This window comes from uncultured Pontibacter sp. (assembly GCF_947502515.1).
GTDB lineage: Bacteria > Bacteroidota > Bacteroidia > Cytophagales > Hymenobacteraceae > Pontibacter.
Genome location: NZ_CANNAI010000003.1, coordinates 155,723 through 180,184 on the forward strand (window position 1 = coordinate 155,723; position 24,462 = coordinate 180,184).

The following is a 24,462-nucleotide window of genomic DNA, read 5'->3' on the forward strand; positions in this document are numbered from 1 at the left end:
TTATACCTTTCTGTATGAAGTCTAAAGAAAGCCGCTTTGGGCTGTTACTTCTGCTGCTTCTCTTTCAGCGAGTCGATCTGCTCGCAAAGATCTGCGAAGATTTCCTCAATTTCACCAATCCCGTCTACTGCGCAGTACTTGTTCTGACCTGCATAGTAGTCTGCCACCGGCGTGGTTTTGGTGTTGTACTCTTGTATGCGCTTGCGGATCAGCTCTTCGTTCTGATCGTCCGGACGACCAGAAGTTTCACCGCGCAGCAACAGACGCTTGGTCAACTCTTCATCGTCTACTTTCAGCGCGATCATGCACGAAATTTCGGTGCCATGATCCATCAGAAGCTTATCCAGCCCCTGCGCCTGAGGCACAGTACGCGGGAAACCGTCAAAGATAAAACCGCCTGCCTGGCTGTGCTCTTTCACTTTGTTCTCGATCATGCCGATCACCACTTCGTCTGGAACCAGTATACCGTTGTCCATCAACGACTTGGCCTTCATACCCAGTTCAGTGCCAGCGGCTATTTCAGAACGGAGCAAATCACCAGTAGAAAGGTGGATCAGGTTATATTTATCTATCAGCTTTTGGCTTTGCGTACCTTTACCAGCACCAGGAGGGCCAAACAAAACGATGTTGAGCATATCTTTGATTTATGATAAAAAACAAATTTAAGTATAAAATCGATGTATTGTTCAATAATTTTTGAGTTGCGCCTAATCTGAGCCGGCCCTTTTTGCTTCGGGCACGTCAGACTCCTTAAGATACGATTTTGTAAATATCGCGCAGGTTGCGACCCAATCCATTATAATCGAGCCCATAGCCAACTACAAAGTCATTCGGGATAGACTTGGCCACGTACTTCACATCCAGCTGGTGCTGCAGGCATTCAGGCTTCATCAGTAGTGTTATGATCTCGAGCGAAGCAGGATTCTTCTCATGAAGTTGTTGCAGCAGCGCATTCACGGTGTGTCCTGTGTCCACGATATCCTCGATGATCAGTACATCACGGCCTTCTATTTGCTCAGTCAACCCCAGAACTTCCTTCACCTGGCCAGTGCTATGCATATCCTGATAAGATGACATGCGGATGAAAGATATTTCGCAGGGTATGTTGATGCGCTTCATCAGATCGGCTGTAAACATGAACGACCCGTTCAGTACTGCCAGAAAAAGTGGGTTTTTACCAGCATAGTCCTGCTCAATTTGCTCTGCCAGCATCACTATGCGTGCAATGATTTCTTCTTCGTACATGTAGGTACTGAAGTCACAATCGTGAATCGTGATTGTACGGGGATCCATATAGCGTATCGGTCTTGTTGGTAAACAAAGGTAAGGATAATAAAAAATAAGCCCAACCGAATAGTTGGGCTTATTTATACTTAACAGAGCTGTGTTGGTTATATGACTGTCAGACCAGCAACTATAACTGTATTTTCAGGGTTGATGATTTGTCCGGTAGACGGTGCCTCCTGCTGTATCTGCATGTTCAGATTTGGCTCTTCCGGTATAGCCGGGGTACGTTCCGTAGCAATGTGAGGAGCAATTACCAGTGACACGATCGACATCAACTTGATCAGGATGTTCATAGACGGGCCGGATGTATCCTTGAAAGGGTCACCTACGGTATCGCCGGTCACAGAGGCTTTATGGGCATCGGAGCCCTTGTACTCCATCTTGCCATTGATCTCCACGCCTTTCTCAAACGATTTCTTGGCATTGTCCCAGGCGCCGCCTGCGTTAGACTGGAACATCGCCATCAGTACGCCAGACACGGTTACACCCGCCAACAGGCCACCCAGAATTTCAGCTGAAGGAGTATCTGAGAATACGTCTCTGAAGCCAAAACCCACCACAACCGGCACGATCAGGGCAATGGCACCTGGCAGCATCATTTCACGTATAGCGGCTTTGGTAGAGATCGCCACGCACTTCTCGTACTCCGGCTGACCAGTACCTTCCATGATGCCCGGGATCTCGCGGAACTGACGACGCACTTCATGCACCATGGCCATAGCCGCACGGCCTACGGCCGCAATCGCCAATGCCGAGAAAATGAATGGGATCATGGCACCAATAAAGAGGCCCGCCAGTACAGGGGCTTTGTAAAGGTCAATGGATTCGATACCGGCTATACCTACGAATGCCGCGAAAAGGGCCAGTGAGGTGAGAGCTGCCGAAGCGATCGCAAAGCCTTTGCCTGTCGCAGCTGTGGTGTTACCCACTGCATCCAGGATATCGGTACGGCCACGCACTTCTTTCGGCAACTCGCTCATTTCGGCTATACCTCCGGCGTTGTCGGCAATAGGGCCGAAGGCGTCAATGGCCAGCTGCATAGCTGTTGTCGCCATCATACCCGCCGCAGCGATAGCTACACCATAAAGACCAGCTGAGGCGTAAGACAGTACGATACCTGCGGCCAGCACAATGATAGGCAGTACCGTGGAATGCATACCTACCGCCAAACCAGCAATGATGTTGGTAGCGTGCCCGGTAGAAGACTGCTGTACGATAGAATTAACAGGCTTTTTGCCCATGGCCGTGTAGTACTCTGTAATGATACTCATAAGCGTACCAACTACAAGACCCACGATCACGGCGATAAATACACCGTTTGAAGTAAACTCGAAGTTACGCAGGTTCATGTTCTCAGGCAGCATCCAGTGGATGGCGAAATAAGCACCCACTGCCGTCAGCGCTACCGAGATCCAGTTGCCGAGGTTAAGAGCAGCCTGCACATTACCACCTTCTTTTACACGAATAAATAGCATACCGATCAGGGAGAACACGATACCCAGACCAGCAATGAACATCGGAAGTATGATCGGGGCCATGCCACCAAAGTTGTCCTGTGAAACCACTTCACGACCTAGTACCATGGTTGCCAGGATAGTAGCCACGTAGGAACCGAAAAGGTCGGCTCCCATACCTGCTACGTCACCCACGTTATCGCCTACGTTATCGGCAATAGTAGCCGGGTTGCGCGGATCGTCCTCCGGTATACCTGCTTCTACTTTGCCTACCAGGTCAGCACCTACGTCAGCTGCTTTGGTATAAATACCACCGCCTACACGGGCAAAAAGGGCGATACTTTCAGCCCCCAGCGAGAAGCCAGTAAGTACTTCCAGTGCCACTTCCATCTCGTGGCCATTCACGTTACCGTTTACGCTATATACAAAGAAGTAGTAGAGTACGATGAAAAGTGAGCCAAGCCCCAGCACCGCCAGACCAGCCACGCCCATACCCATTACCGAGCCACCTGCAAAAGACACGCTCAGCGCGCGCGACAAACTGGTACGGGCTGCTTCTGCCGTACGCACGTTGGCCTTCGTGGCAATGCGCATACCAATAAAGCCTGCAACGGCCGAAAAAAGAGCACCCATGATAAAGGCTAGGACGATCGTCCAGTGGGAATTTTCACCGGTATAGCCCAGGTAAAAGAGAAATATACTGGCGATGACCACAAAGTAGAAGAGTACTTTGTACTCTGCTTTCAAAAAAGCCATGGCACCGTCGGCAATGTGACGGGCTATTTCCGTCATACGTTCGTTACCCGCTGCTTGCTTCGTTACCCAAGCCGACCTGATAAAGGTATACAGGAGGGCCGCCAGACCAAATCCAGGAATTGCGTAGAGAATAGTTTCCATTCAATAAGAGTTAGTTTTGTTAATAAGGGTTGAGATTCTGAAATTGCTATATAGAGCTATTAAAGAAAGGCTATTCGTTTGACTTTTCCAAATATTTGCATTCAAAGCTTTATGCACTACCTAGCCAGTATAGCCCTATAGCTTAATCATTTGCACTGATTTCAGTTATCCCTCTTTATTTGCACCTCCCTTCTATGCTTTATTAAATTTTACAGCATAAAAAAGCCTCCTTTAGCAGGAGGCTTTCTCAATTTTGTAATCACCAAGTATACTTTCAAAAACTGACCCTTATTCTAATTTCATCTAGCCAAAACCTTACCTTTCGTTTTAGCCTCTGCATAAACCCAGCTTTCTCTAATAAAGTGTAGGATAGCTTTGGATTAAATAGCAATGCTGCATAAGAGATATTTGATTGAATAAGGATTGAATGTTTACAAAGTGATAGGCAATAACAGTCAATAAGTGCCTCCTGCCCTAGCTCATACCTGTTTGTAATTTTAAGATTAGAATGCACAGCTTCATCACTACTCGATCTTACAGCTTTATTGTAAATCAATTTGCTTCCATAACGCTGCGATAAAAGATCGATCACTTTATTATCGTCAGTAGCTACAAACAAATAGTCGAATTTACTCAGCTTGCGATCAATTAGCTTTAGAAATACGTTTAGTCCCACTTGCTCAACTTCTTGCCCATGATCAGTACGCCTTATCTGTACTCCAAGGATTTTGTGCGATTCGTAGAAAAGCCTTTTCTCATCAAAATGTTTCTCTAAGGTCTCGCTAAATTTTAATTGGCTGACTACAGAGTGGTACATTTTCAGGAAGTGACGTCTGCTCCATCTTCTGAATGGGTACACTTCATATAAAGAATTCCTAACAAACTTTGCATTGTTTAAATTATAAGACCCAACTCCGGTGTTCTCAAAATAATAGTTCCAGAAGTTCTGCTCAGCTTTATTAGGATCAGTATAGAGGTATTTATGATTTCCAAAATCCACATAGTATGGTACATTGTGACGCTTTGCAAGTTCAATACCATTAACTGCCTGAATAAACAAAGAGAAAAAGCCACGAGGGCAAGGGGATGTTTTCCTCTCACATGGACAGTCACTCACAAAGCAGCAAATTGTATAGATTCCGCCCTGACTGATATCTGTTAACTTGTCTTCCTGAAGTTCGCCTCTTTGTAGGGTCATATCATATTTAATCTTCTGTTTAACACTTCCTCTACAACTTCTCCATCAGCTCCTTATACAGCGCAACCATGCTCTCTATATCTTTCTTATGAACAATTTCATTAGGCGTATGCACATTGTCTTCGGGAGCGCCGACAAAGCACCAGTCCCAGGGGTATGGTCCGTGCTGAAGCTCCTTCGCATCACTGCCGCCTGAACCTTCTACTTCCAGCTGATAAGGTATACCAGATGCTTTGGCTATACCTATGATTTTCTCAACATAGGATCGACGAGGTATTAGGCTGTCACGCATAGAGATCACCACGCCCTCGCCTGGCTTTACGCCTTCCGTTACCCAGGTAATATCCGAAATCAGCGCCTGATGCACACCGTAGCGCTCCGCAGTATACTTGGCAAGGTAGGCTACCGAACCGCCGCCGTGCTCCTCCCAACTGCTGAACGCAATGATGCCATTCTCCAAAGTCTCAGCAACTTTTAAAGCGCTCCATACACCAAGTCTGTTATCAAGATAGCACGATTGTACTGTTTCATCTGTTTCCCGGAAATCGCATTTGAACACAAGCTCTGTCCCACGTTCTATCTCCCGCTCATAGCTGTAGCTGATCTCGTGCTCTTCCTCGTCAAACTCCAGCGTACACTCAATTTTACCCTGCGAGTCCTCCCCCACCAGCGTATAACCGGTTTCCAGGTCAGGCCCGCCTATTTTTACGAGCTGCTTTCCGTAGCGCACTGTAAAGCCAATGGAGTCTATATGGGCAAAAATGGCAGCCCGGGGCTTCCCAAATATTAACAAAATACAATCCTGAAAGCCCTCCCCATAAAGTATTACAGGTTGCTGTTTCCACTGAACTTTATGTCCTTCAATGTAGTTAAGCAAAAAATTGGTTAGTTTTTTCTCGTTGCCGGACGGTGCGTGTATGCTGCAGAGTTGTTTCAGAAGTTTCATGCAATATTTCTTTTGTATCAATTCAAAATTAATATAATTGTTGTACTTTTATTACCTGTTTACCAGATAAGGAGGCTACAAACACGATACGCCGGATTTTCCTTTTTACTTATGAAGAAGATTGTACTTGCATCTCTCAGTATCATCCTGTCACACTTTGCTTTGGGTCAAGGCTCTAAGGCGCAGTCTGACACAGCTATACGAGAAGTTACAATACAATCGGTAGAGGTTATACCTGCGGCTGGAAACATCAAAGGCATGCTGCTCATGGACAAAGAGATCCAGTACGAACTGGAGGGCGCCGTGGACAACATGTATAACTTCAAGTACGAACTGGCCGAAAAGCAATTCAAGTCTTTGCGTCGCCGCTACCCGCATCATCCCCTTCCTTACTTCCTGATGGGCCTCAGCCAATGGTGGAAGATCGTGCCTACCAACATACAGACTACGCAATACGACGACCTGTTCTTTGCTTACATGGATTCTACCATCCAGAAAGCGGAGACACTTTATGACCAGAATAACAAAGACTATGAAGCAGCCTTTTTTCTATCGGCTGCCAATGGATTTGCCGGTCGCCTGCACTCTGAGCGCAGCAACTGGCGCAAAGCCACTATTGCCAGCAAACGATCACTGGAATATTTAGAGAAAGCCAAGGCCGGCAACGGCTTGAGTCCTGAGTTTTTGTTTGGAGAGGCACTCTTCAACTACTACTCCATCTGGATTCATGAAAACTACAAGATGCTTCGTCCTGTGCTGGCTTTTTTCCCGAGTGGCGACAAGCGACTAGGTATAAAACAGCTGCGCTATGTGGCAAATAACGGTTTCTATACCGGCACAGAGGCTAAATTCTTCCTCATGAAGATATATGCCAATGAGGAAGGAAACATGGAGGCTGCATTGGATTTGGTAAAAGGGCTGGTTGAAAAATACCCGAACAATGCTTACTTCCAGCGTTTTTATGCACGGGCGCTCTTCGTTCAGGGCCATTTTACAATGGCAGAGCGGGTATGCCTTGACATTCTAAGTAAGCTCGACAGACGCATGCCGGGCTACGAAGCTGTAAGTGGACGTTACGCCTCTTATATCCTGGCTTATATCAATCAGAATAAGTATCGTGATTTCCAAAAGGCGAAGGCTTACTACCAGAACTCAATCACTTACGCTGAAATGAGTAATGAGCGTGATTCCGGTTATTTTGTCAATTCATACTTGAACCTTGCCCGCATTGCCAAACAGGAGCGCGAGCTAAAAACAGCGAAGCACTATTATGGGATTGTGCTGGAAACAACCGACAAAAAACATGCGGCTAATAAGGAAGCGAAAGACTTTATGAAGGCGCACAAAAAGATTTAAGCTCACCAAAGGATATAAACACAGAAGGGCCCTGACATCACAAAGTGTCAGGGCCCTTCTGTGTTTATTTGCAAAGCGCCTAATCTACTACACGTTCGACAGGCAATTTCACTTTCTCCTTAAAGTACTCTAGTGTTTTTTGCAGCCCCTCGGCACGGTCTACCTTCGGCTCCCAGCCCAGCACCTCTTTGGCTTTTGAGATGTCCGGCTGGCGCTTCTGCGGGTCGTCGGTCGGCAGCGGCTGGTACTCGATGTTGAGCTCCGCGCCCGTCAGCTTGCAGATTTCCTCGGCAAACTGCCTGATGGTGATCTCGGACGGGTTGCCCACGTTCACCGGGTACGGGTAGTCGCTCAGCAGCAAGCGATAGATGCCTTCCACCAAATCGTCTACGTAGCAGAAGGAGCGCGTCTGGCTGCCGTCGCCGAAGATGCTCAGCGGCTCGCCGCGAAGTGCCTGGCTCAGGAAGGCAGGCAGCACGCGGCCATCGTCCAGTCGCATGCGCGGACCATAGGTGTTGAAAATGCGCACAATGCGCGTCTCCAGTCCGTGGTGCATGTGATAGGCCATGGTCATGGCCTCCTGGAAGCGCTTGGCCTCGTCGTAGCAGCCACGTGGCCCCACCGGGTTCACGTTGCCCCAGTAGTCCTCACTCTGCGGGTGCACCAGCGGATCGCCGTATACCTCCGAGGTGGAGGCGATGAGCATGCGCGCGCCTTTGGCCTTGGCCAGGCCCAGCAGGTTGTGCGTGCCCAGCGAACCCACCTTCAGCGTCTGGATAGGAATTTTGAGGTAGTCGATCGGACTGGCCGGCGAGGCGAAGTGCAGAATGTAGTCGAGCTCGCCCGGCACGTGCACGAACTTGGACACGTCATGGTGGTAGAACTCAAACTGCTCGAGCTTGAAAAGATGCTCTATGTTCTCGAGGTTACCCGTGATCAGGTTGTCCATTGCGATCACGTGGTAGCCCTCGGCTATGAATCTGTCGCACAGGTGGGAGCCCAGAAAACCGGCTCCACCTGTTACTAATACTCTTTTTCTGGCCATACTTATACAGTTGCTTTAGTTTCCTGCTGCACCTTGGCCTGCTTGACGCCAATGCCGAAGTAGGTGAAGCCCTTCTCCTCCATCTCCTTGCAGTCGTAGATGTTGCGGCCGTCGAAGACCACCTTCTCCTTCATCAGCTTGCTCACCACGGCGAAGTTCGGCGAGCGGAACTCGGGCCACTCGGTCACCAGCAGGAGCGCGTCGGCGTCGATCAGGGTCTCGTACTCGTCCTTGCCGTACTCGATGCGCTCGCCGAGCGAGTGCTTGGCCTCCTTCATGGCCACCGGGTCGTAGGCTTTCACCCTGGCACCGCGCTCGAGCAGCTTCTCGATGATGACCAGCGAGGGCGCCTCGCGCATGTCGTCGGTCTTGGGCTTGAAGGAGAGGCCCCACACGGCGAAGGTCTTGCCCGTCAGGTCCCCGTTGAAGTAGTTGTCCACTTTGTTGAAGAGCACCGACTTCTGACGCTCGTTGACCGTCTCCACCGACTTGAGCACCTCCATGGAGTAGCCGTTCTCGGAGGCCGTCTTGATCAGCGCCTTCACGTCCTTGGGGAAGCAGCTTCCGCCGTAGCCGATGCCCGGGTAGATGAACTTGTTGCCGATGCGGGCGTCCGAGCCGATGCCGCGGCGCACCATGTTCACGTCGGCGCCCATGATCTCGCACAGGTTGGCGATGTCGTTCATGAACGAGATCTTGGTGGCCAGCATGGCGTTGGCCGCGTACTTGGTCATCTCCGCCGAGGGGATGTCCATGAAGATCAAGGGGTGGCCGTTCATCAAAAACGGCTTGTAGAGCTTTGACATCACCTGCTCGGCGCGCTCTGAGTCCACACCCACCACGATGCGGTCGGGCTTGAGGAAGTCGTCGATGGCGGCCCCCTCCTTCAAAAACTCGGGGTTGGAGGCCACGTCGAAGGCGATGTCGGCGCCTCTAGCCTCGAGCTCCTCGCGGATGGCCTGGCGCACCTTGGCCGCCGTGCCCACCGGCACGGTGCTCTTGGTCACCACCACCAGGTAGTCACTCATGGAGCGGCCGATCTCGCGGGCCACGGCCAGCACGTACTTCAGGTCGGCCGAGCCGTCCTCGCCCGGGGGCGTGCCCACGGCGATGAAGGCCACCTGGCAGCCCTGCACACTGTCGGCAAGGCTGGTGGAGAAGGAGAGGCGCTCTTTCTGGGCGTTGCGCGTCACCATCTCCTCCAGGCCGGGCTCGTATATGGGCAGGATGCCCTGCTTGAGGTTGTCTATCTTCTTGGAGTCGATGTCGATGCAGGTCACGTCGATGCCCACCTCGGCAAAGCAGGTGCCCGTCACAAGGCCCACGTAACCGGTGCCAACTACAGCTATTCTCATAGGTAAATGTTATTAATGAAGTACAAACTTAGAGTTCTTTAAAATAATCAATATGCAATCTCAACGAGCTTGCCTGCATCCCATTGCTGCCATTTCTCAAAAACCACTCCCTGAATAGAGCAATTTATTTTGCGAGCGAAAGCATCAACTTATGCAGCCAGCACCTGTCTCCTGATAAAATGTAAACAGTTGCACAGGGATGTTCCCCATGAAACCCACACAATTTAAAAAGTCAAAATTAAACATTTTTTTAGAAGGAGTTGAATTTGGCTACTAATGTCGGCCTTAGGAATACCCGGCAATCTGATCACCTGGCAGAGCCTTTCCTTCAAAATACCGCGAACCGGCGACTTGTCTTACTTTGTTCAGGACAAAAGTGTTACGGTATATCCTCAAAAATTAAAATAAATCAATACTACTTCTTTTCTATCCGACAGCCTGTGTTGCTAGGATACATTCATATACGTCAGTATTATCTGCCAGTAGCGCCGTACTCTCGCTAAATTAAAGCAACTGACATATTTTTACTTTTCTCAACAACCTGAGTTCCTGTCTCAAGTATAGATAAGGGTAGAACACACCCTGAGTCACCTATGAAACCAGACTGGCTGGACACCAAAGAATATCCCTTCAAATCCAAATTCCTGGAATTAGAAGCAGGCAAGATGCATTATATCGATGAAGGGCAAGGCCACCCGATCGTTATGATCCATGGTACGCCCTCGTGGTCGTTTGCCTACCGCAACCTGATTAAGATCCTGAGCAAAAAATACCGCTGTGTGGCTCTGGATCTGATCGGCTTTGGCTTGTCCGATAAACCCAAGGACTGGAGTTACAAGCCCAGGGCACATGCCGCTAATTTTGAGCAGTTAATGGCGCACTTGGGACTTGACAATATCACCTTGCTGGTACATGACTTTGGCGCGCCGATTGGGCTGGCCTACGCGATCAAACATCCTGAAAAGGTGCAGAATATTGTTATGCTCAATACCTGGACCTGGTCCCTGTCCAACCATCAGGTGTTTTCAAAGGCCAGTAAATATCTGGTAGGCCCGCTGGGCAAGTTTTTGCATTCCAAGCTCAACCTCACCACAGACCAACTGGTACACGAACTGTTTGGGCAGGAGAGCAAGATGCCGGAAAAGCTTAAAGAACAGTACACCCGCGCACTTGGCGACCCAGACGACACTGTAAGCTCACTGGCCTGCGCCCGGGAGCTGGTAGGTGTAAGCAAGTGGTATGATGAACTTTGGAAAGATCGCAAAAAGATTCAGGATACTCCGACCCTCATCTTATGGGGAGAGCGTGACAAGCTTGTTAAAATTGAGGCATTACAGCGCTGGAAAAAATTCTTCCATGAGTGCTATGTGCTGCACTTTGAGGATAGCGGCCACTTTCTGATGGAAGAGCACGCCGATGAGGTTTCCCGGTATGTGAGCAACTTCATAAAAGAAGAAGACAAAAAGAAAGAAAAGACATTACACAATTCATAAACATAAAACGAGCGATTATGACGGAACCCGATAAAACCTTAAAAGAGGCCTTGTTTCGCAGTCACCAGGCGACAGAAAAGGCTAACCAAGCCCAGGACAAGCTGTATAACATGAGTACAGGTCAGCAGGCGGGAGAGACGAAAGGCAATTCTATACCTGAACTGCACGAATCACCCCGCAACCTGCTACAATCATGGGACACCTTGCGACAGCTGGATGAGGCCCTAGAAGACAAAAAGCCAAACCATGAACGTAAATCCTGATATATACCGAGAATCAGAACTTATACCGGTTCTCCATCAATAAAAAGCGGCAGCCATTTTATGACTGCCGCTTTCTTTTTCAGAATATTTTTCCGGGATTCAGGATACCCTTTGGGTCAAAGAGCTGCTTTATACCTTGCATAAGCCGGAGTTGAACCTCGCTAAGTGCTATACCTATGTAAGGCCGCTGCACCAGACCGATACCATGCTCACCCGATATGGTACCTCCCAGTGACACACACAGCCTGAAGATCTCCTTTATACCTTCGGGTAGCTTGTTGTTCCAGTCATCGTCTGACATGTCAGCCTTCACGATATTGATATGCAGGTTGCCATCACCGGCGTGGCCGTAGCACACAGACTTGAAGTTATACCTTGCCCCGATCTCCTTTACGCCACGTAATAGAGTAGGCAGTTCGGCACGGGGCACCACCGTGTCTTCTTCTTTGTAAATGGAGTTGCTCTTCACAGCATGGCCCACATTACGGCGCAGGCGCCAAAGGTCTTCTTTTTGCTTCTCAGTATCGGCCACGAGTATGTCGCCTACATCAAATGTTTCCAGCACTTCATATACCCGCTCCGCATCCTTGTAGAGCAGGTCCATGTCATTACCATCGAGCTCTATGAGCAGGTGTGCCCGTTCATCAGCTGCCATAGGCACATCCAGGTTCATATAACGGCAAGTCCACTCAATGGCTTCTCGCTCCATGAATTCGAGGGCAGAGGGCAATATACCTGCGGTAAATATGCTGGATACAGCTGCTGCCGCCTCTTCTTCTTTTCGGAAAGGTACCAGCAACACTAAGTTTTGAGTGGGGTAAGGTATAAGCTTAAAGACAATTTTGGTGATGATGCCCAGGGTGCCTTCGCTCCCAACCATCAATTGTGTCAGATTATACCCGGTGGCGTTTTTGAGCACATTGGCCCCCGTCCAGGTGATTTCCCCGCTTGGCAGCACCACTTCCACGTTCAGCACATAATCCTTTGTAACGCCGTACTTCACCGCCCTGGGCCCACCGGAAGACTCGCTCAGGTTGCCGCCCAGTTGGCTACTGCCCCGGCTCGACGGGTCAGGCGGGTAGAAAAGCCCACGGGCGATCACCGCCTCCTGAAACACCTGCGTGATCACACCAGGCTCCACAGTGGCCTGCAGGTTGCGCTCATCAATCTGGATGATTGCATTGAGCCGCTCCATCGACAGCACCACCCCCCCATGCACGGCCAGCGCACCACCGCTCAGCCCGGTACCGGCGCCACGAGGTGTCACAGGTATGCTGTTTTCGTGGCACAACCGCATAATATGACTGATTTCTTCTGCGTTCTTTGGTTTGAGCACCACTTCAGGCAGGTAGCGTAGATCCTCTGTTTCGTCGTGGGTATAGCGCACGAATCCCTCCTGGTCAGCAGGCAGCACAAGGTGCTCCTGCCCGACAATGGCGGTGAAAGCTTCAACCAGATCCGAGGTTATCTTATTAAAATTCATTTTATATTAAATAGCTTATGCTTAATTTAGCAAGCCCAACATCTTTTTAGCCACATTTTACCAAGTTACGCTTTGAGAACATCAATTACCAGTTACCTTATATTTATCTTTTTTATTGGATTGATGGCGTCCTGTCAATCAGCAAAGCCTACCTTCAGCAAGCGTGGCGACACTTATAAGTCGGCCAGGGAGATCGCTGAGGAAAAGCGACAGGAGCGCAAAAGAGCCAGAATGGCCGCCCGAAGCGGTGGGAAAGGCAATGTAGCGTCGAAAGACCGTACCAGCCGCACCAACGTACCTAATCCGCGCCGCCTCGACGAGCATGTGGCCACTGTCATCCATACAGCCCGCTCCTACACGGGCACTCCTTACAAGTGGGGTGGCACGACACGCGTAGGTATGGACTGCTCCGGCTTGCTCTGCACCTCTTTCCAAAGTATCAATGTGAACCTGCCGCGCACATCGGAGGAGCAGAGCCGCTTCGGTAAAACCGTAAAAGTGAGGGAGCTCAAAGAAGGGGACCTCGTATTTTTTGGGGCTAACAAAAACAGCCGGGAGATCACGCATGTGGGCATGGTGACTGAAGTTGTAAACGACAGCGAAGTTAAATTCATCCATGCCTCCACTAGTCTTGGCGTGATTGAAAACAATCTTAACTCTGACTACTGGCAAAAAATCTTTATCAAAGCAGTGCGGCCTTTTGAGGAATAAGCTGCGTCCTGTATATCTTCAAAATTTTGCTGCAAGTCCTGCATAGTAACTGATTGGTTCCTGGTGTAATTCTATGTGTTGCCGATACTGCCAGAATCTATAGGTAATTAGGCATAGTCAATTCCTATAGCAGAATACATTATAAGGGACCTACATCATAGCCTGTAAGGCAACAAAATTTCAAGACAAAAAAGAGATAAAATACTCATACATACGTACTTATAAGAAGTTATATTTTTTCAATTTAGCTTATAAGTATTATGAGGACTATTTACACAAAGCTGCTTGTGACCATATTGCTGCTAATGAGTGGCCACTTAGCCTGGGCACAGGGTACGACAACGGCGGCTATGAACGGTGTGGTACAGGACCAGAGCGGCTCCCCTCTACCAGGCGCAACAGTTATTGCGGTCCATACGCCTACCAACACGCAGTATGTAGCCGCCACGAATGCAGAAGGTCGCTACAATATCCAAAACATGCGTGTAGGCGGGCCCTACACGGTAAGAACCTCCTATGTGGGCTACCAGGAGCAGCGATTCGAAAACATCAACCTAGCGCTCGGTCAGAACTTCAGACTGGATCTAACCATTTCAGAAAGCACAACCACCCTCGGCGAAGTGCAGATCACCGCGACACAGGACAAAGTGATCAACTCCGACAGAACAGGTGCTTCCACCAACGTGTCTACAGAGCAGCTTGAGTCACTTCCCACGATCTCCCGAAGCCTGAATGACTTCACCCGAATCACGCCACAGGCCTCCACCTCTGGGTCAGGTATATCGTTTGCAGGTCAAAACAACCGCTTCAACAATTTCTCGATAGATGGCACCGTAAACAATGACGTATTTGGTCTATCGGCCAGTGGTACCAACGGCGGACAGACCGGCGTGCAGCCGATCTCGCTGGATGCCATTGAGGCGATACAGGTTGTGATCGCTCCTTTTGATGTCAGACAAAGCGGCTTTACAGGCGGTGGTATCAACGCGATTACCCGTAGCGGGTCCAACCGGTTTACGGGATCTGCCTACTATTTTGGCAACAATGAAGCATTAGTGGGCAAAAGCCCGGATGACGCCAGAACCAGGCTGCCGGACTTCACAGACTACCAGATGGGCCTGCGACTTGGCGGCCCGATCATCCGGGACAAGCTGTTCTTCTTTGTGAATGGAGAAAAGACCAAAAGAGTAGCTCCGCTGCTGTTCGAACCCGGAAGCCCCGGCTCCAATATCACAGTGGACGAGGCAAACAGAGTGCTGAGCGTTGCCAATCGCTTGGGTTACGACCCGGGCAGCTTTAGGGGGATAGATGACGAAACCCTGAGTGACAAGATTTTCGCCCGACTCGACTGGAACATCACCGACAACCACCAACTTACCCTCCGGCACAGCTACGTATATGGCGAAAACCGTGACAATGCCCGCACTCCGAATGCCCTCCGATTTGCCAACAACGCCGAATTTTTCCCGAGTACCACTAACTCGACCGTTATGCAGCTGCGCAGTCAGTTTGGGGGGCAGTTTGCAAATGAAGCTCTGATCGGCTTCACTGCAGTGCGTGACGACCGTGATATTATCGGCGATCCGTTCCCGAACGTACTGATCCGATTGTCTGGTGGCCGTACTATTTCGCTGGGTAGTGAGCCGTTTTCGGTGCAAAACCAGCTTGATCAGGATGTGCTCACTATTACGAACAACTTCAACGCATTTCTGGGTAAGCACACCATCACGCTGGGTACGCACAATGAGTTTTACAAAACTTACAATTTGTTCATCCGGCAGGAGTTTGGAGCCTATGAATACAACTCCCTCGAAGCTTTCGAAGCGATTGGCACACCCGACGAAGCTGCGCCCGGGGCATTCTTCCGAAACTACTCCCGCACCGATAATCGTCAGCAGGGTGCAGAGTTCTCTGCTTTTCAGCTCGGATTTTATGCACAGGACGAGTACGCCGTACGCAATAACCTGAAGGTAACGGCAGGTATACGCCTCGACATCCCGACATTTAGTGATGATCCGGCTGCTAATGCAGAGTTCAATGAGGCGTTTGCCAGCAGAGGCCTGGCCACTGACAAGACCCCAGGCGCTCAGTTTATGCTCTCCCCCCGTGTAGGCGTCAATTGGGATGTGTTTGATGATGGCAATACGCAGGTACGCGGCGGAGCCGGGGTCTTCACTGGTAGAGCCCCCTTTGTGTGGATAGCGAATCAATATACCAATACAGGACAAATGTTGGGTAGCCTGGCACTCACTTCCGGTCCGCTGCTGGAGCAGATTCGCTTCAACCCAGACCCAAACACCCAGCCAACAGCCACCACAGTAGGCTTGTCAGACAGAACAGCCGAGATCAATATCACAGATCCTGACTTTAAGTTTCCGCAGTTGTTCAGGGTAAACGCTGCCGTTGACCATCGCCTCCCTTTTGATCTGATCGCAACGCTGGAAGGTATATATTCCAAAAACCTGAATAACATCTATTATCAGAACCTGAACCTGGAGCAAACCGGCACTTTGACCGGAGCAGACAACCGCCCTGTGTTTGGCCGTATACAGGGCAATAATTTTCAGGATATCATCTACCTGACTAATACCAGCCGTGGTTTTGGCTACAGTCTGACAGGTCAATTACAAAAGACCTTCGTGGAAAACGGTATCTCAGGTTCATTGGCCTATACCTATTCCCGAGCTAAGGATGTGAACCCCGGCAACTCCAGCCAGGCCCGCTCTAACTGGATTAACGTGAACCAGGTGGAGGGCCTCAATAATGTGAGGGAAGCCTTTGCTGACAATGATGTGCGATCCAGGGTGGTGGCCGGCCTTACGTATAACTTAAACTACCTGGGCTTTGCAGGTACTACTATTTCTGCCTTCTATAACGGACAGACAGGGGTGCCGCTTTCCTACATCTACAATGGAGACGTGAACAATGATGCCGGCAGAACCAATGACCTGATCTATGTGCCAGGCAATGCGGCAGAGATAAACCTGGTACCTTTTACCGACCGGGATGGAACGGTCGTATCACCTGAGCAGCAGTGGCAGGCGCTGGATGCCTTTATCAGCAGCAATGACTATCTAAGCGACAGACGTGGCCAGTATGCCGAGCGGAACGGAGACAGACTTCCGTGGACCAACCAGATTGACCTGCGCATTATGCAGGAATTCAGGGTAGGGCAAAATGATAACGCCCACCGGCTGCAACTGACCTTTGACATCTTCAATTTCACGAACCTGCTCAACAAAGACTGGGGGCGACAGTACACTGCCACTTTCAACGCCTTCCAGGCCATTGATTTTGTAGGCTACGAGCCGGGCACTACAACACCCCGCTTCAACTATACCGGTCGCGGTCTGACAGACGGAAATCCTTATTTTGTGAATGACTTTTCCTCACGATGGAGAGCCCAATTCGGTATTCGCTACATTTTCAATTAAAAGTAAACTCTGTCCAAAAATTAACTGAGTGCCAAAAAGAAAGGCGGAGCTGTATGGCTCCGCCTTTCTTTTTGGCACTCAGTGTTTAGACAAGTAGTATGTTCGCAATTTACATTAATTTTTTGTTGCTAAAAAGCAAATAACATAAGACAGATTATTAATAATAATTTAATCATTAAGTAGTTGCATTTCGAATTATACCCTCTAATTTTGCGGGCAAAAATCAATCAATCTTTTATGAAAAAGTTATTACTATCAACACTGCTTATGTTGCTGTGCGTGGTTACTATGCACGCCCAGGTAACAACAAGTAGTATTACCGGATCCGTTAAGGATTCAAAAGGTGAAGCTTTGATCGGTGCAACCGTAAGAGCAACACACGGTCCTTCTGGCACTACGTACGGTGGTGTGACGAATGTAGAGGGTCGTTTTAACGTTCCTAACGTTCGCGTTGGTGGTCCTTACACCATCGAAGTAAGCTACATTGGCTACGAGCCAAAAGTTTACAGCAACATTTCATTGAGCCTGGGTGTTCCTTACCAGCTTGATGCAACAATGGCTGACGGTGGTCAGCAGCTTCAGGAAGTAATTGTTAGCACTGACCGCTCTTCTGTGTTCAACGCTAATAAAACAGGTGCCGCTACTAACGTAGGCATACAGCAGCTGGAGAAACTTCCTACTATCAACAGAAGTGTTACAGACTTCACACGTCTGACTCCACAGGCAAACGGTAACGGTTTTGCTGGCCGTGACGGTCGTTTCAACAACCTTCAGGTAGACGGTGCTAACTTCAACAACGGCTTCGGTCTTAGCTCTAACCCACTTCCTGGTGGCAACTCTCAGCCAATCTCTCTTGACGCGATCGAAGAGGTTCAGGTAAACATCGCTCCTTACGACGTACGTCAGTCAGGCTTTACTGGTGCTGGCATCAACGCTGTAACACGTAGCGGTACAAACCAATTCTCTGGTTCTGCTTATACCTTCTACAGAAACCAGGATTTCAATGGTAGAAAAGTTGGTGACAACGAATTGCCAGAGCAGACTGAAAGAAAGAACCAGATCTTCGGTGCCCGCCTTGGTGGTCCGATCATCAAAAACAAATTGTTCTTCTTCGCTAACTTCGAGCACGAAAATGAAACTTACCCTGGTGTAAACTGGGTAGCTTCCCGTCCAGGCCTTAGTGGTCCAAACGTTTCCAGAACTACTGCAGAAGACCTGGAGCGCGTTCGTCAGCACCTGATCACCAAGTATGGTTATGACCCAGGTGCTTATGAGAACTACGCAAACGAGTTTAACAACAAAAACACGAAGTTCTTGACGCGTATCGACTGGAACATCAGCGACATGCACAAGTTCACACTTCGTTACAACCAGGTAGTAGGTACAAGCGACCAGACTGTAAACGCCAGCTCTGCTCCTAACCCACGTGCCAGCTCTGCCCGTATCGGCCAGAACGCACTTTCTTTCGCTGGTTCTAACTACGGTTTCGAAAACTCTGTACGTTCCGTAACAGCTGAATTGAACAGCACATTCTCTTCTGTACTTTCTAACCAGTTCCTGGCTACTTACAGCCGTATTCAGGACACGCGTACTTCTCCAAGCAGCATCTTCCCATTTGTTGACATCTGGAAAGACGGTGATCAGTACATGAACTTCGGTTACGAACTGTTTACTTACAACAACGACGTAATCAACAACAACTACTCGTTCATCAACAACCTTTCTTACATGCTGGGCAAGCACAACCTGACAGGTGGTGCCAGCTTTGAGGTACAGAACTTCGGTAACAGCTACCAGCGTTACGGTACTTCTTACTACCGTTATGCTTCTGTGGATGATTTCATCAATGATGCCCGTCCGCTTCAGTTTGGTCTGACTTACCCTTACGAAGGTCAGGATCCATATTCACGCATCAACTTCGGTATGGCTGGTCTGTACGTACAGGATAAATTCGCTGCAACTGACCGCCTGAACCTGACTATGGGTGTGCGTGCTGAGCTGCCAGTTTACATGAACGACCTGACTCCAAACTCATCAATCGACAACCTGACACTGCTTGACACTGACGGAAACCCAACAACTTACTCTAGCGGTGAGTGGCCTAAGTCAAGAGTTCTGCTGTCGCCACGTATCGGTTTCAACCTTGATCTGCTGGAAGACCGTTCACTGTCACTTCGTGGTGGTACAGGTATCTTCTCTGGCCGTATTCCTTTCGTATGGTTGACAAACATGCCAACTAACGCTGGTGTAATCCAGAACGTATTGGAAGGTGTTCCTTCAAGTGCACTTGACGTGATCCGTTTCCAGCCTGAGCGTCTGTACTGGTTAGAGAATGGCCCGTCTAACGTGTTCATCCGTCAGCCAAACGCTGGTGCTCCTGGTAGCTTTGCCCTTGTTGACCGTAACTTCAAAATGCCACAGGTATGGAGAAGCAGCTTAGGTGCTGACTACACAATCCCTGGTACTCCATTGGTAGCTACTGCGGACATCCTTTACACAAAAGACCTAGTAGGTGTTTACCAGTTCAACGCTAACAGAAAGCCAGCTGAGCTGCAATTGAACAACAACGGTGATAACCGTGACTTCTGGAATGGTTCTTCTAACGCTCAGTACACTACTGCCACTCGTGAGGCTATCGTTCTGTCAAACACAGACAAGGGCCACTCGCTGTCAGCAACTGCTGGTCTGTCACTTAACTCTAGAACAGGCTTCTTCGGTTCTGCTTTCTATACTTACACGCAGGCGAAAGACATCACTGGCAACCCAGGTTCTAACGCTGGTTCTGCCTGGTCTAACAACTACTCTATCAACGATCCAAACGAATTGCTGATGGGTATTTCTCAGTTCGCGACTCCTCACCGTGTAGTAGCTAACGCTTCTTACCGTCTGGAGTATGCTAACCGTCTTGCTACTACAGTATCCCTGTTCTACCAGGGTTCTGCTCAGGGCCGCTTCTCTTACATCTACAACGGTGACGTAAACAGAGACGGTATCAGCAACGACCTGCTTTGGATCCCAACCAGCTCTGCTGAAATGAACTTCGCTCCTATCATGAGCAATGGTCAGGTACAGTTCACTGCTGAGCAGCAGCGTCAGGCTTTCGATACATTCGTAGCTAACCAAGGCTTAGAAAGAGGTGCTTATGCTGAGCGTAACAATGGTTTGATGCCATGGTTCAACCAGTTTGACTTCAGATTGCTACAGGACGTTTTCGGTAACATCGGTGGCAAGCGCAACACACTTCAGGTGAGCGTTGACGTGAACAACATCGGTAACATGCTGAACTCTGCATGGGGTGTAAGACAGCAACTGAACGGTGGTTCTAACTTCCACTACCAGCTGTTGAGAGTTGCTGCAGTTTCAGCTGAAGGCGTTCCTACTTACAACATGATCACGGTACGTGACAACGATGGCAACACATTCCTGCCAGACTCTCCATTCCGTGAGAACTTCAGCTTATCTAGCACATGGAGCATGCAGCTTGGTCTGCGCTACATTTTCAACTAAGCAGAATAGCTTATATAGCAAAAAGGCGGGACAAATGTCCCGCCTTTTTTATTTTCAAAATATAGCGCTCCAGTTTTTGCATATTCAAAATTTGTCCTAATTTTGTGACACTCAAGCGGGGGATTAGCTCAGCTGGCTAGAGCGCTTGCATGGCATGCAAGAGGTCATCGGTTCGACTCCGATATTCTCCACAAAGGCAACCTAAACAGGGTTGCCTTTTGCTTTTATATGGCTTTTACCTATATACTTTACTCTGAAAAGACAGATCGTTACTACGTGGGCAGCTGTATGACAACTTGAAAAACTCAGCGTAATGACTGCAGAAGCATATTTGGTAAGTCCGTCCAGAGCTTCATTAGCAATCAGGTATAGCGGGACTTATCTAACTGGCCAATTCAACAAAAAGGCAACCCTGTTCAGGTTGCCTCACTTATTTCAGAGCCTTCTACCCTCTAAAAATAATAACCAGACAGCTTGTCAAAGTATTCTTTGAATTTCTTCTCTGTGTGCTTCAGGTCTGCTATATCGACAAAGAGAGAAGAAGAAAACAGGTTCTCAGCCTCTTTGTGAGTACCTAGTTCATTGGCGATTTGCTCAAACGGATGTTTGATGCCACTCTGCTTTACTCTATACCCAAACCTGCCAACAGGAACCCGCCCTTTGCCCATTTTCTTGGTATGAGCCAAAGCTAACAGGTACTCGAACATATCAAAAATATTTTCATAGTCCTTGCTGTGCGGCAGGAAAGAATTGAAAAGTGGTTTCAGTTCAGAGAACAATAATTCAGACATTGGCACAAGCTGCCTGTTACCAAGAGCCTCCCGCAGCGTATCATAGTCCAATACTTTAGCCACATTGACATGGTCTAGAATCGGAGCCTCGCCATACCTTAAATGAGATGTCATGGAGAACATCTTGGACAGCAACCTGTAGTCTTTCTTCATGATGCTGGCAAGCCCTATGCTGTACAGGAAGATAAGTCCTGGTAGCGTTTCGAGATCCAGCCATACGCCTCCGTCTTCGTCTCTCTCTTTTGCAGACGTGAAACAGGCGAGACTGTTAAGCCAGATTGAATGGTGTTGTTCTTTGCCCCAGTAAACCCCATTTACAAATAAGCTGCTCAGGGAACTGCATTGTTTGAAATAATAGTTTACCCTCCCCTTAATTCCTTCTTTGGTTGGGGTGCCTGCGACCGGCAAAGCATTGAAATTAAAGTTTATCCGATCGACTTCACTTCTTATAAGATCATGAAGCGATATGATCTGCTCATCATGCACGATAAACTTCTTCAACTTGGTTAGTGCAATCTGCGATGTTGAAAGATCTGCAGATTTAGTGCTTTCGAGCACCTCTATCTTTTCGTGCAATTCTTTAAAGAACATGTCGGCATTGGTAATGCTCACAGCCTTCCCTCTTCTGATATAGGCTAACTCCTCTAGTTCATTGCCTACCTTGTCTGAATACGTGAAGTAGTTAGAGAACCTGAACTTATTTGAAGTTTCCAAGGCCTCCTTTAACACACGATCACTAGTGCCCGTCCATCCGCAGGTTATCAACCCAAAATTGTCAGACACATAGCGCAACAGCTCCGATAACCTTTCCTCGTACTTGTCTGCTTCACTCTTTACATTCAGGAAACTGGAGTCCATGTAGTCCCCGTTTACTTTAATGACGGTAACCCTGGAGTGAACAATGGGAAGGGAATTTACGATATGGCCGGGGCAGCTTATCACAACAGGCTCTATACCGATGCATCTCAAGGCATTTTCTACCAGCCTGTCGAGGGTAGTTGTGATGATCACCCGCACATAGCCTTTGCTAACCAGACGGGCAATTGTTTGGTGGGCAAGTGTTGGCTTCTTCAGCCCCTCCTCAAGTTCGGTTTCGTTGGGCTCAAAATATCTTCGCAAGAGATTTTGCCGCTCCGTCTCTGTGTTCGTAAGCGGCTCCAGCAGACTTGCATAGCCTGGCCATTCTCCAAACCGCTTAAAAAACCATTCCTCCGGTTCCGGCTCACAATTCGCATTTTCCAGCACAGCTATCTGCCTAATCAGGTCCAGTGCTATGTCACTACCCGTAGGTATGCCGGCACCGCTGGAAACACCAGAGCCTAATAAGAGCGCAAACGCACCTTTGTTGTTATATATCGAATGAGATACCGAGGAGACTTGGGCATTCATAATTCACGTTGCTTCAATACCGGTACAATATATAGATAATTTTATACTAAAACCACGGAAATTATTTTCATTCTACCAGCTCTACAATTTTGACTGATTAGAGCGCCCCTAATCGGGTATTTTGGCCTTTTTGCGTTCTTTTATCGATGTAAAATCTTTATAACCACTATACTTATACCTGCCGCTACTTTCATGAGAGGACCAGATTTACTCCTCAAAATCAGCCGTGATCAGAAGGTGTCTAATATCCGACATCCCTTAACTCCAATCATACTGCACGGTTATAAGCTGTGGCGCAAACGCGACTTTATTTTATACCAATACGCCTCGGCTGGTTATACCTGAGAGGTTAAATATTCCGGAACATGCCCCCACACTGCCCGTACCATATAGGACGCAACGCTTAAAGAAGGGAGGATCTATGTCAATGCCATTTAATTTTGAAGACAACATCAAGAACGCGACAGTAATGCTGCAGGATGTAGCGGCGGAGCTGCAAACAGATGACCTCAACAAAGCCGGCCGCATTTTCAGAGCCGTGCTGCAATCCATACGGGACAGATTGCCTGTAAATGATGCCGTACAATTTGCCGCACAGCTGCCTATCTTCTGGAAGGGCATCTACTTCGACCAGTATGACACATCCAAAGTGCCGGTCAGGATACGGGATGCGAACGATTGGATCAATTACATCCGCAACAAGAATGCTTTTGCGGCTAATAACGACTTTCAGCAGGACGAAGAAATCACAGCGGCTTTCCGGGCTGTCTTCCGGGCTCTGCAGCGCACCATGACTGACGGACAGCTGGAAAAAGTGAAGCAATCGCTAAACGAGGACATTCAGGAACTGCTGGCTGCCTGATAAAAAGCTGCGCCGCCTGTTACATAGGGCAACAGGCGGCGCAGCTTTTTTTAAATATGCTTTTGCGCTATACAAACAATCCCTCTACAGACAGGTAGCGCTCGCCTGTGTCGTAGCAAAAGGTTAGTACCCTGGCACCATCCGGAATTTCTTCGTCCAGTTTCTGCTGCACGGCTGCCAAAGAGGCACCTGAAGATACTCCCACAAATATTCCTTCTTCCATGGCTACTCTCCTGGCATAATCGTAGGCATCGTCGGCTGCCACCGTTATTACACCATCCAGCAGACTGGTATCCATTATACTGGGCACAAACCCGGCCCCTACACCTTGTATCGGGTGCGGACCCGGCTGGCCACCGCTCAACACCGGCGAGGCGGCAGGCTCTACAGCATATACCTTCAGATTGGGGAAGTGCCGCTTCAGCACCCTGGCTACACCAGTGATATGCCCACCTGTGCCCACTCCGGTAATCAGATAGTCAAAGCCTTCCGGAAAATCAGCCATAATCTCCTGCGCTGTGGTCTCAATGTGGACCTGTGTGTTGGCTTCGTTGTCAAACTGCATGGGCATCCAGGAGTTTTCGTGTTCTTCGAGCATTTCACGGGCACGGTCTATCGCTCCCTTCATGCCTTTTTCACGAGGTGTCAGCTCCAGCTTAGCCCCATAAGCCGCCATCAGCCTGCGTCGCTCAATGGACATGGACTCGGGCATGACCAGGATCAGGTGATACCCTTTCACAGCAGCGACCATAGCCAGCCCGACACCGGTATTTCCTGAAGTGGGCTCAATGATCACACTATCCTTTTTCAGGACACCTCTTGTTTCGGCATCCTCTATCATAGCCAAAGCGATGCGGTCTTTGATGCTGCCGCCCGGATTGGCACGTTCCAACTTCATCCATACTTCCGCTTTGTCTTTAAACATGCGGTTGATCTTCACATGGGGCGTTTTGCCTATGGTTTCGAGTATGCTATGCGCTTTCATATTTGT

At 48.9% G+C, this 24,462-nt stretch carries 18 protein-coding genes and 1 tRNA gene; 9 read left to right on the forward strand and 10 right to left on the reverse strand.

The genetic code is table 11. The features are described from left to right. Positions 1–44: 44 nt before the first annotated feature. From Q1A54_RS09840 to Q1A54_RS09860, 5 genes are all read right to left on the reverse strand, one after another. Complete coding sequence (locus tag Q1A54_RS09840; RefSeq protein ID WP_196118123.1) at positions 45–635, reverse strand: adenylate kinase; 591 nt, start codon at positions 633–635, stop codon at positions 45–47. A gap of 115 nt (positions 636–750) precedes the next feature. Next, positions 751–1,293 carry a hypoxanthine phosphoribosyltransferase gene (gene hpt / locus Q1A54_RS09845; RefSeq protein ID WP_299987149.1) on the reverse strand — a complete coding sequence of 181 codons (543 nt, stop codon included), beginning with the start codon at positions 1,291–1,293 and terminating at the stop codon, positions 751–753. A gap of 98 nt (positions 1,294–1,391) precedes the next feature. After that, entirely contained in the window at positions 1,392–3,638 is a 2,247-nt protein-coding gene (locus Q1A54_RS09850; protein WP_299987152.1) for a sodium-translocating pyrophosphatase, read from the reverse strand. A 274-nt stretch (positions 3,639–3,912) separates the two neighbouring features. Continuing rightward, a complete protein-coding gene (locus Q1A54_RS09855; RefSeq protein WP_299987155.1) occupies positions 3,913–4,836 on the reverse strand; it encodes a hypothetical protein in 924 nt (307 codons plus the stop codon). Between the two features lie 31 nt (positions 4,837–4,867). Continuing rightward, complete coding sequence (locus Q1A54_RS09860) at positions 4,868–5,782, reverse strand: M20/M25/M40 family metallo-hydrolase (protein ID WP_196118116.1); 915 nt, start codon at positions 5,780–5,782, stop codon at positions 4,868–4,870. Positions 5,783–5,893: 111 nt separating this feature from the next. Between Q1A54_RS09860 and Q1A54_RS09865 the strand changes: the two genes are divergently transcribed. Further along, positions 5,894–7,138 (forward strand): tetratricopeptide repeat protein, encoded by a 1,245-nt coding sequence (locus tag Q1A54_RS09865; protein ID WP_196118114.1) that lies wholly within the window; start codon positions 5,894–5,896, stop codon positions 7,136–7,138. Positions 7,139–7,217: 79 nt separating this feature from the next. On the opposite strand, the gene Q1A54_RS09870 is transcribed toward Q1A54_RS09865, so the two are convergent. Together Q1A54_RS09870 and Q1A54_RS09875 are read right to left on the reverse strand one after the other, a co-directional pair. After that, positions 7,218–8,183 carry a UDP-glucuronic acid decarboxylase family protein gene (locus Q1A54_RS09870; protein WP_196118112.1) on the reverse strand — a complete coding sequence of 322 codons (966 nt, stop codon included), beginning with the start codon at positions 8,181–8,183 and terminating at the stop codon, positions 7,218–7,220. Between the two features lie 2 nt (positions 8,184–8,185). Then, positions 8,186–9,538: a UDP-glucose/GDP-mannose dehydrogenase family protein gene (locus Q1A54_RS09875; RefSeq protein WP_299987162.1), complete on the reverse strand. Its 1,353-nt coding sequence runs from the start codon at positions 9,536–9,538 to the stop codon at positions 8,186–8,188. 593 nt (positions 9,539–10,131) lie between these two features. Here Q1A54_RS09875 and Q1A54_RS09880 point away from each other — a divergent pair. Beyond that, positions 10,132–11,031, forward strand: coding sequence for an alpha/beta fold hydrolase (locus Q1A54_RS09880; RefSeq protein ID WP_299987165.1), 900 nt, complete (start codon positions 10,132–10,134; stop codon positions 11,029–11,031). A 17-nt stretch (positions 11,032–11,048) separates the two neighbouring features. After that, positions 11,049–11,294 carry a hypothetical protein gene (locus Q1A54_RS09885; protein WP_299987168.1) on the forward strand — a complete coding sequence of 82 codons (246 nt, stop codon included), beginning with the start codon at positions 11,049–11,051 and terminating at the stop codon, positions 11,292–11,294. A 79-nt stretch (positions 11,295–11,373) separates the two neighbouring features. Here the strand turns inward: Q1A54_RS09885 and Q1A54_RS09890 are convergent, their stop codons facing one another. Beyond that, positions 11,374–12,777, reverse strand: a complete 1,404-nt coding sequence (locus Q1A54_RS09890) for an FAD-linked oxidase C-terminal domain-containing protein (RefSeq protein ID WP_299987172.1) — start codon at positions 12,775–12,777, stop codon at positions 11,374–11,376. A gap of 72 nt (positions 12,778–12,849) precedes the next feature. Between Q1A54_RS09890 and Q1A54_RS09895 the strand changes: the two genes are divergently transcribed. From Q1A54_RS09895 to Q1A54_RS09910, 4 genes are all read left to right on the forward strand, one after another. Then, positions 12,850–13,488, forward strand: a complete 639-nt coding sequence (locus Q1A54_RS09895; RefSeq protein WP_299987175.1) for a C40 family peptidase — start codon at positions 12,850–12,852, stop codon at positions 13,486–13,488. Between the two features lie 260 nt (positions 13,489–13,748). Further along, a complete protein-coding gene (locus Q1A54_RS09900; RefSeq protein ID WP_299987178.1) occupies positions 13,749–16,922 on the forward strand; it encodes a TonB-dependent receptor in 3,174 nt (1,057 codons plus the stop codon). Positions 16,923–17,159: 237 nt separating this feature from the next. After that, a complete protein-coding gene (locus Q1A54_RS09905; RefSeq protein ID WP_230392340.1) occupies positions 17,160–20,429 on the forward strand; it encodes a TonB-dependent receptor in 3,270 nt (1,089 codons plus the stop codon). Positions 20,430–20,546: 117 nt separating this feature from the next. Next, positions 20,547–20,620: transfer RNA gene (locus tag Q1A54_RS09910), tRNA-Ala, on the forward strand. A 261-nt stretch (positions 20,621–20,881) separates the two neighbouring features. Here Q1A54_RS09910 and Q1A54_RS09915 read toward each other — a convergent pair. Beyond that, positions 20,882–22,609, reverse strand: coding sequence for a hypothetical protein (locus Q1A54_RS09915; protein ID WP_299987185.1), 1,728 nt, complete (start codon positions 22,607–22,609; stop codon positions 20,882–20,884). Between the two features lie 192 nt (positions 22,610–22,801). On the opposite strand from Q1A54_RS09915, the gene Q1A54_RS09920 reads away from it, so the two are divergent. Both Q1A54_RS09920 and Q1A54_RS09925 read left to right on the forward strand, forming a co-directional pair. After that, positions 22,802–22,954 carry a hypothetical protein gene (locus Q1A54_RS09920; RefSeq protein ID WP_299987188.1) on the forward strand — a complete coding sequence of 51 codons (153 nt, stop codon included), beginning with the start codon at positions 22,802–22,804 and terminating at the stop codon, positions 22,952–22,954. Positions 22,955–23,030: 76 nt separating this feature from the next. Continuing rightward, positions 23,031–23,471, forward strand: a complete 441-nt coding sequence (locus tag Q1A54_RS09925; RefSeq protein WP_230392341.1) for a DUF2267 domain-containing protein — start codon at positions 23,031–23,033, stop codon at positions 23,469–23,471. A 67-nt stretch (positions 23,472–23,538) separates the two neighbouring features. On the opposite strand, the gene cysK is transcribed toward Q1A54_RS09925, so the two are convergent. Continuing rightward, positions 23,539–24,456: a cysteine synthase A gene (gene cysK, locus Q1A54_RS09930; protein WP_196121104.1), complete on the reverse strand. Its 918-nt coding sequence runs from the start codon at positions 24,454–24,456 to the stop codon at positions 23,539–23,541. Between the last annotated feature and the right edge of the window lie 6 nt (positions 24,457–24,462).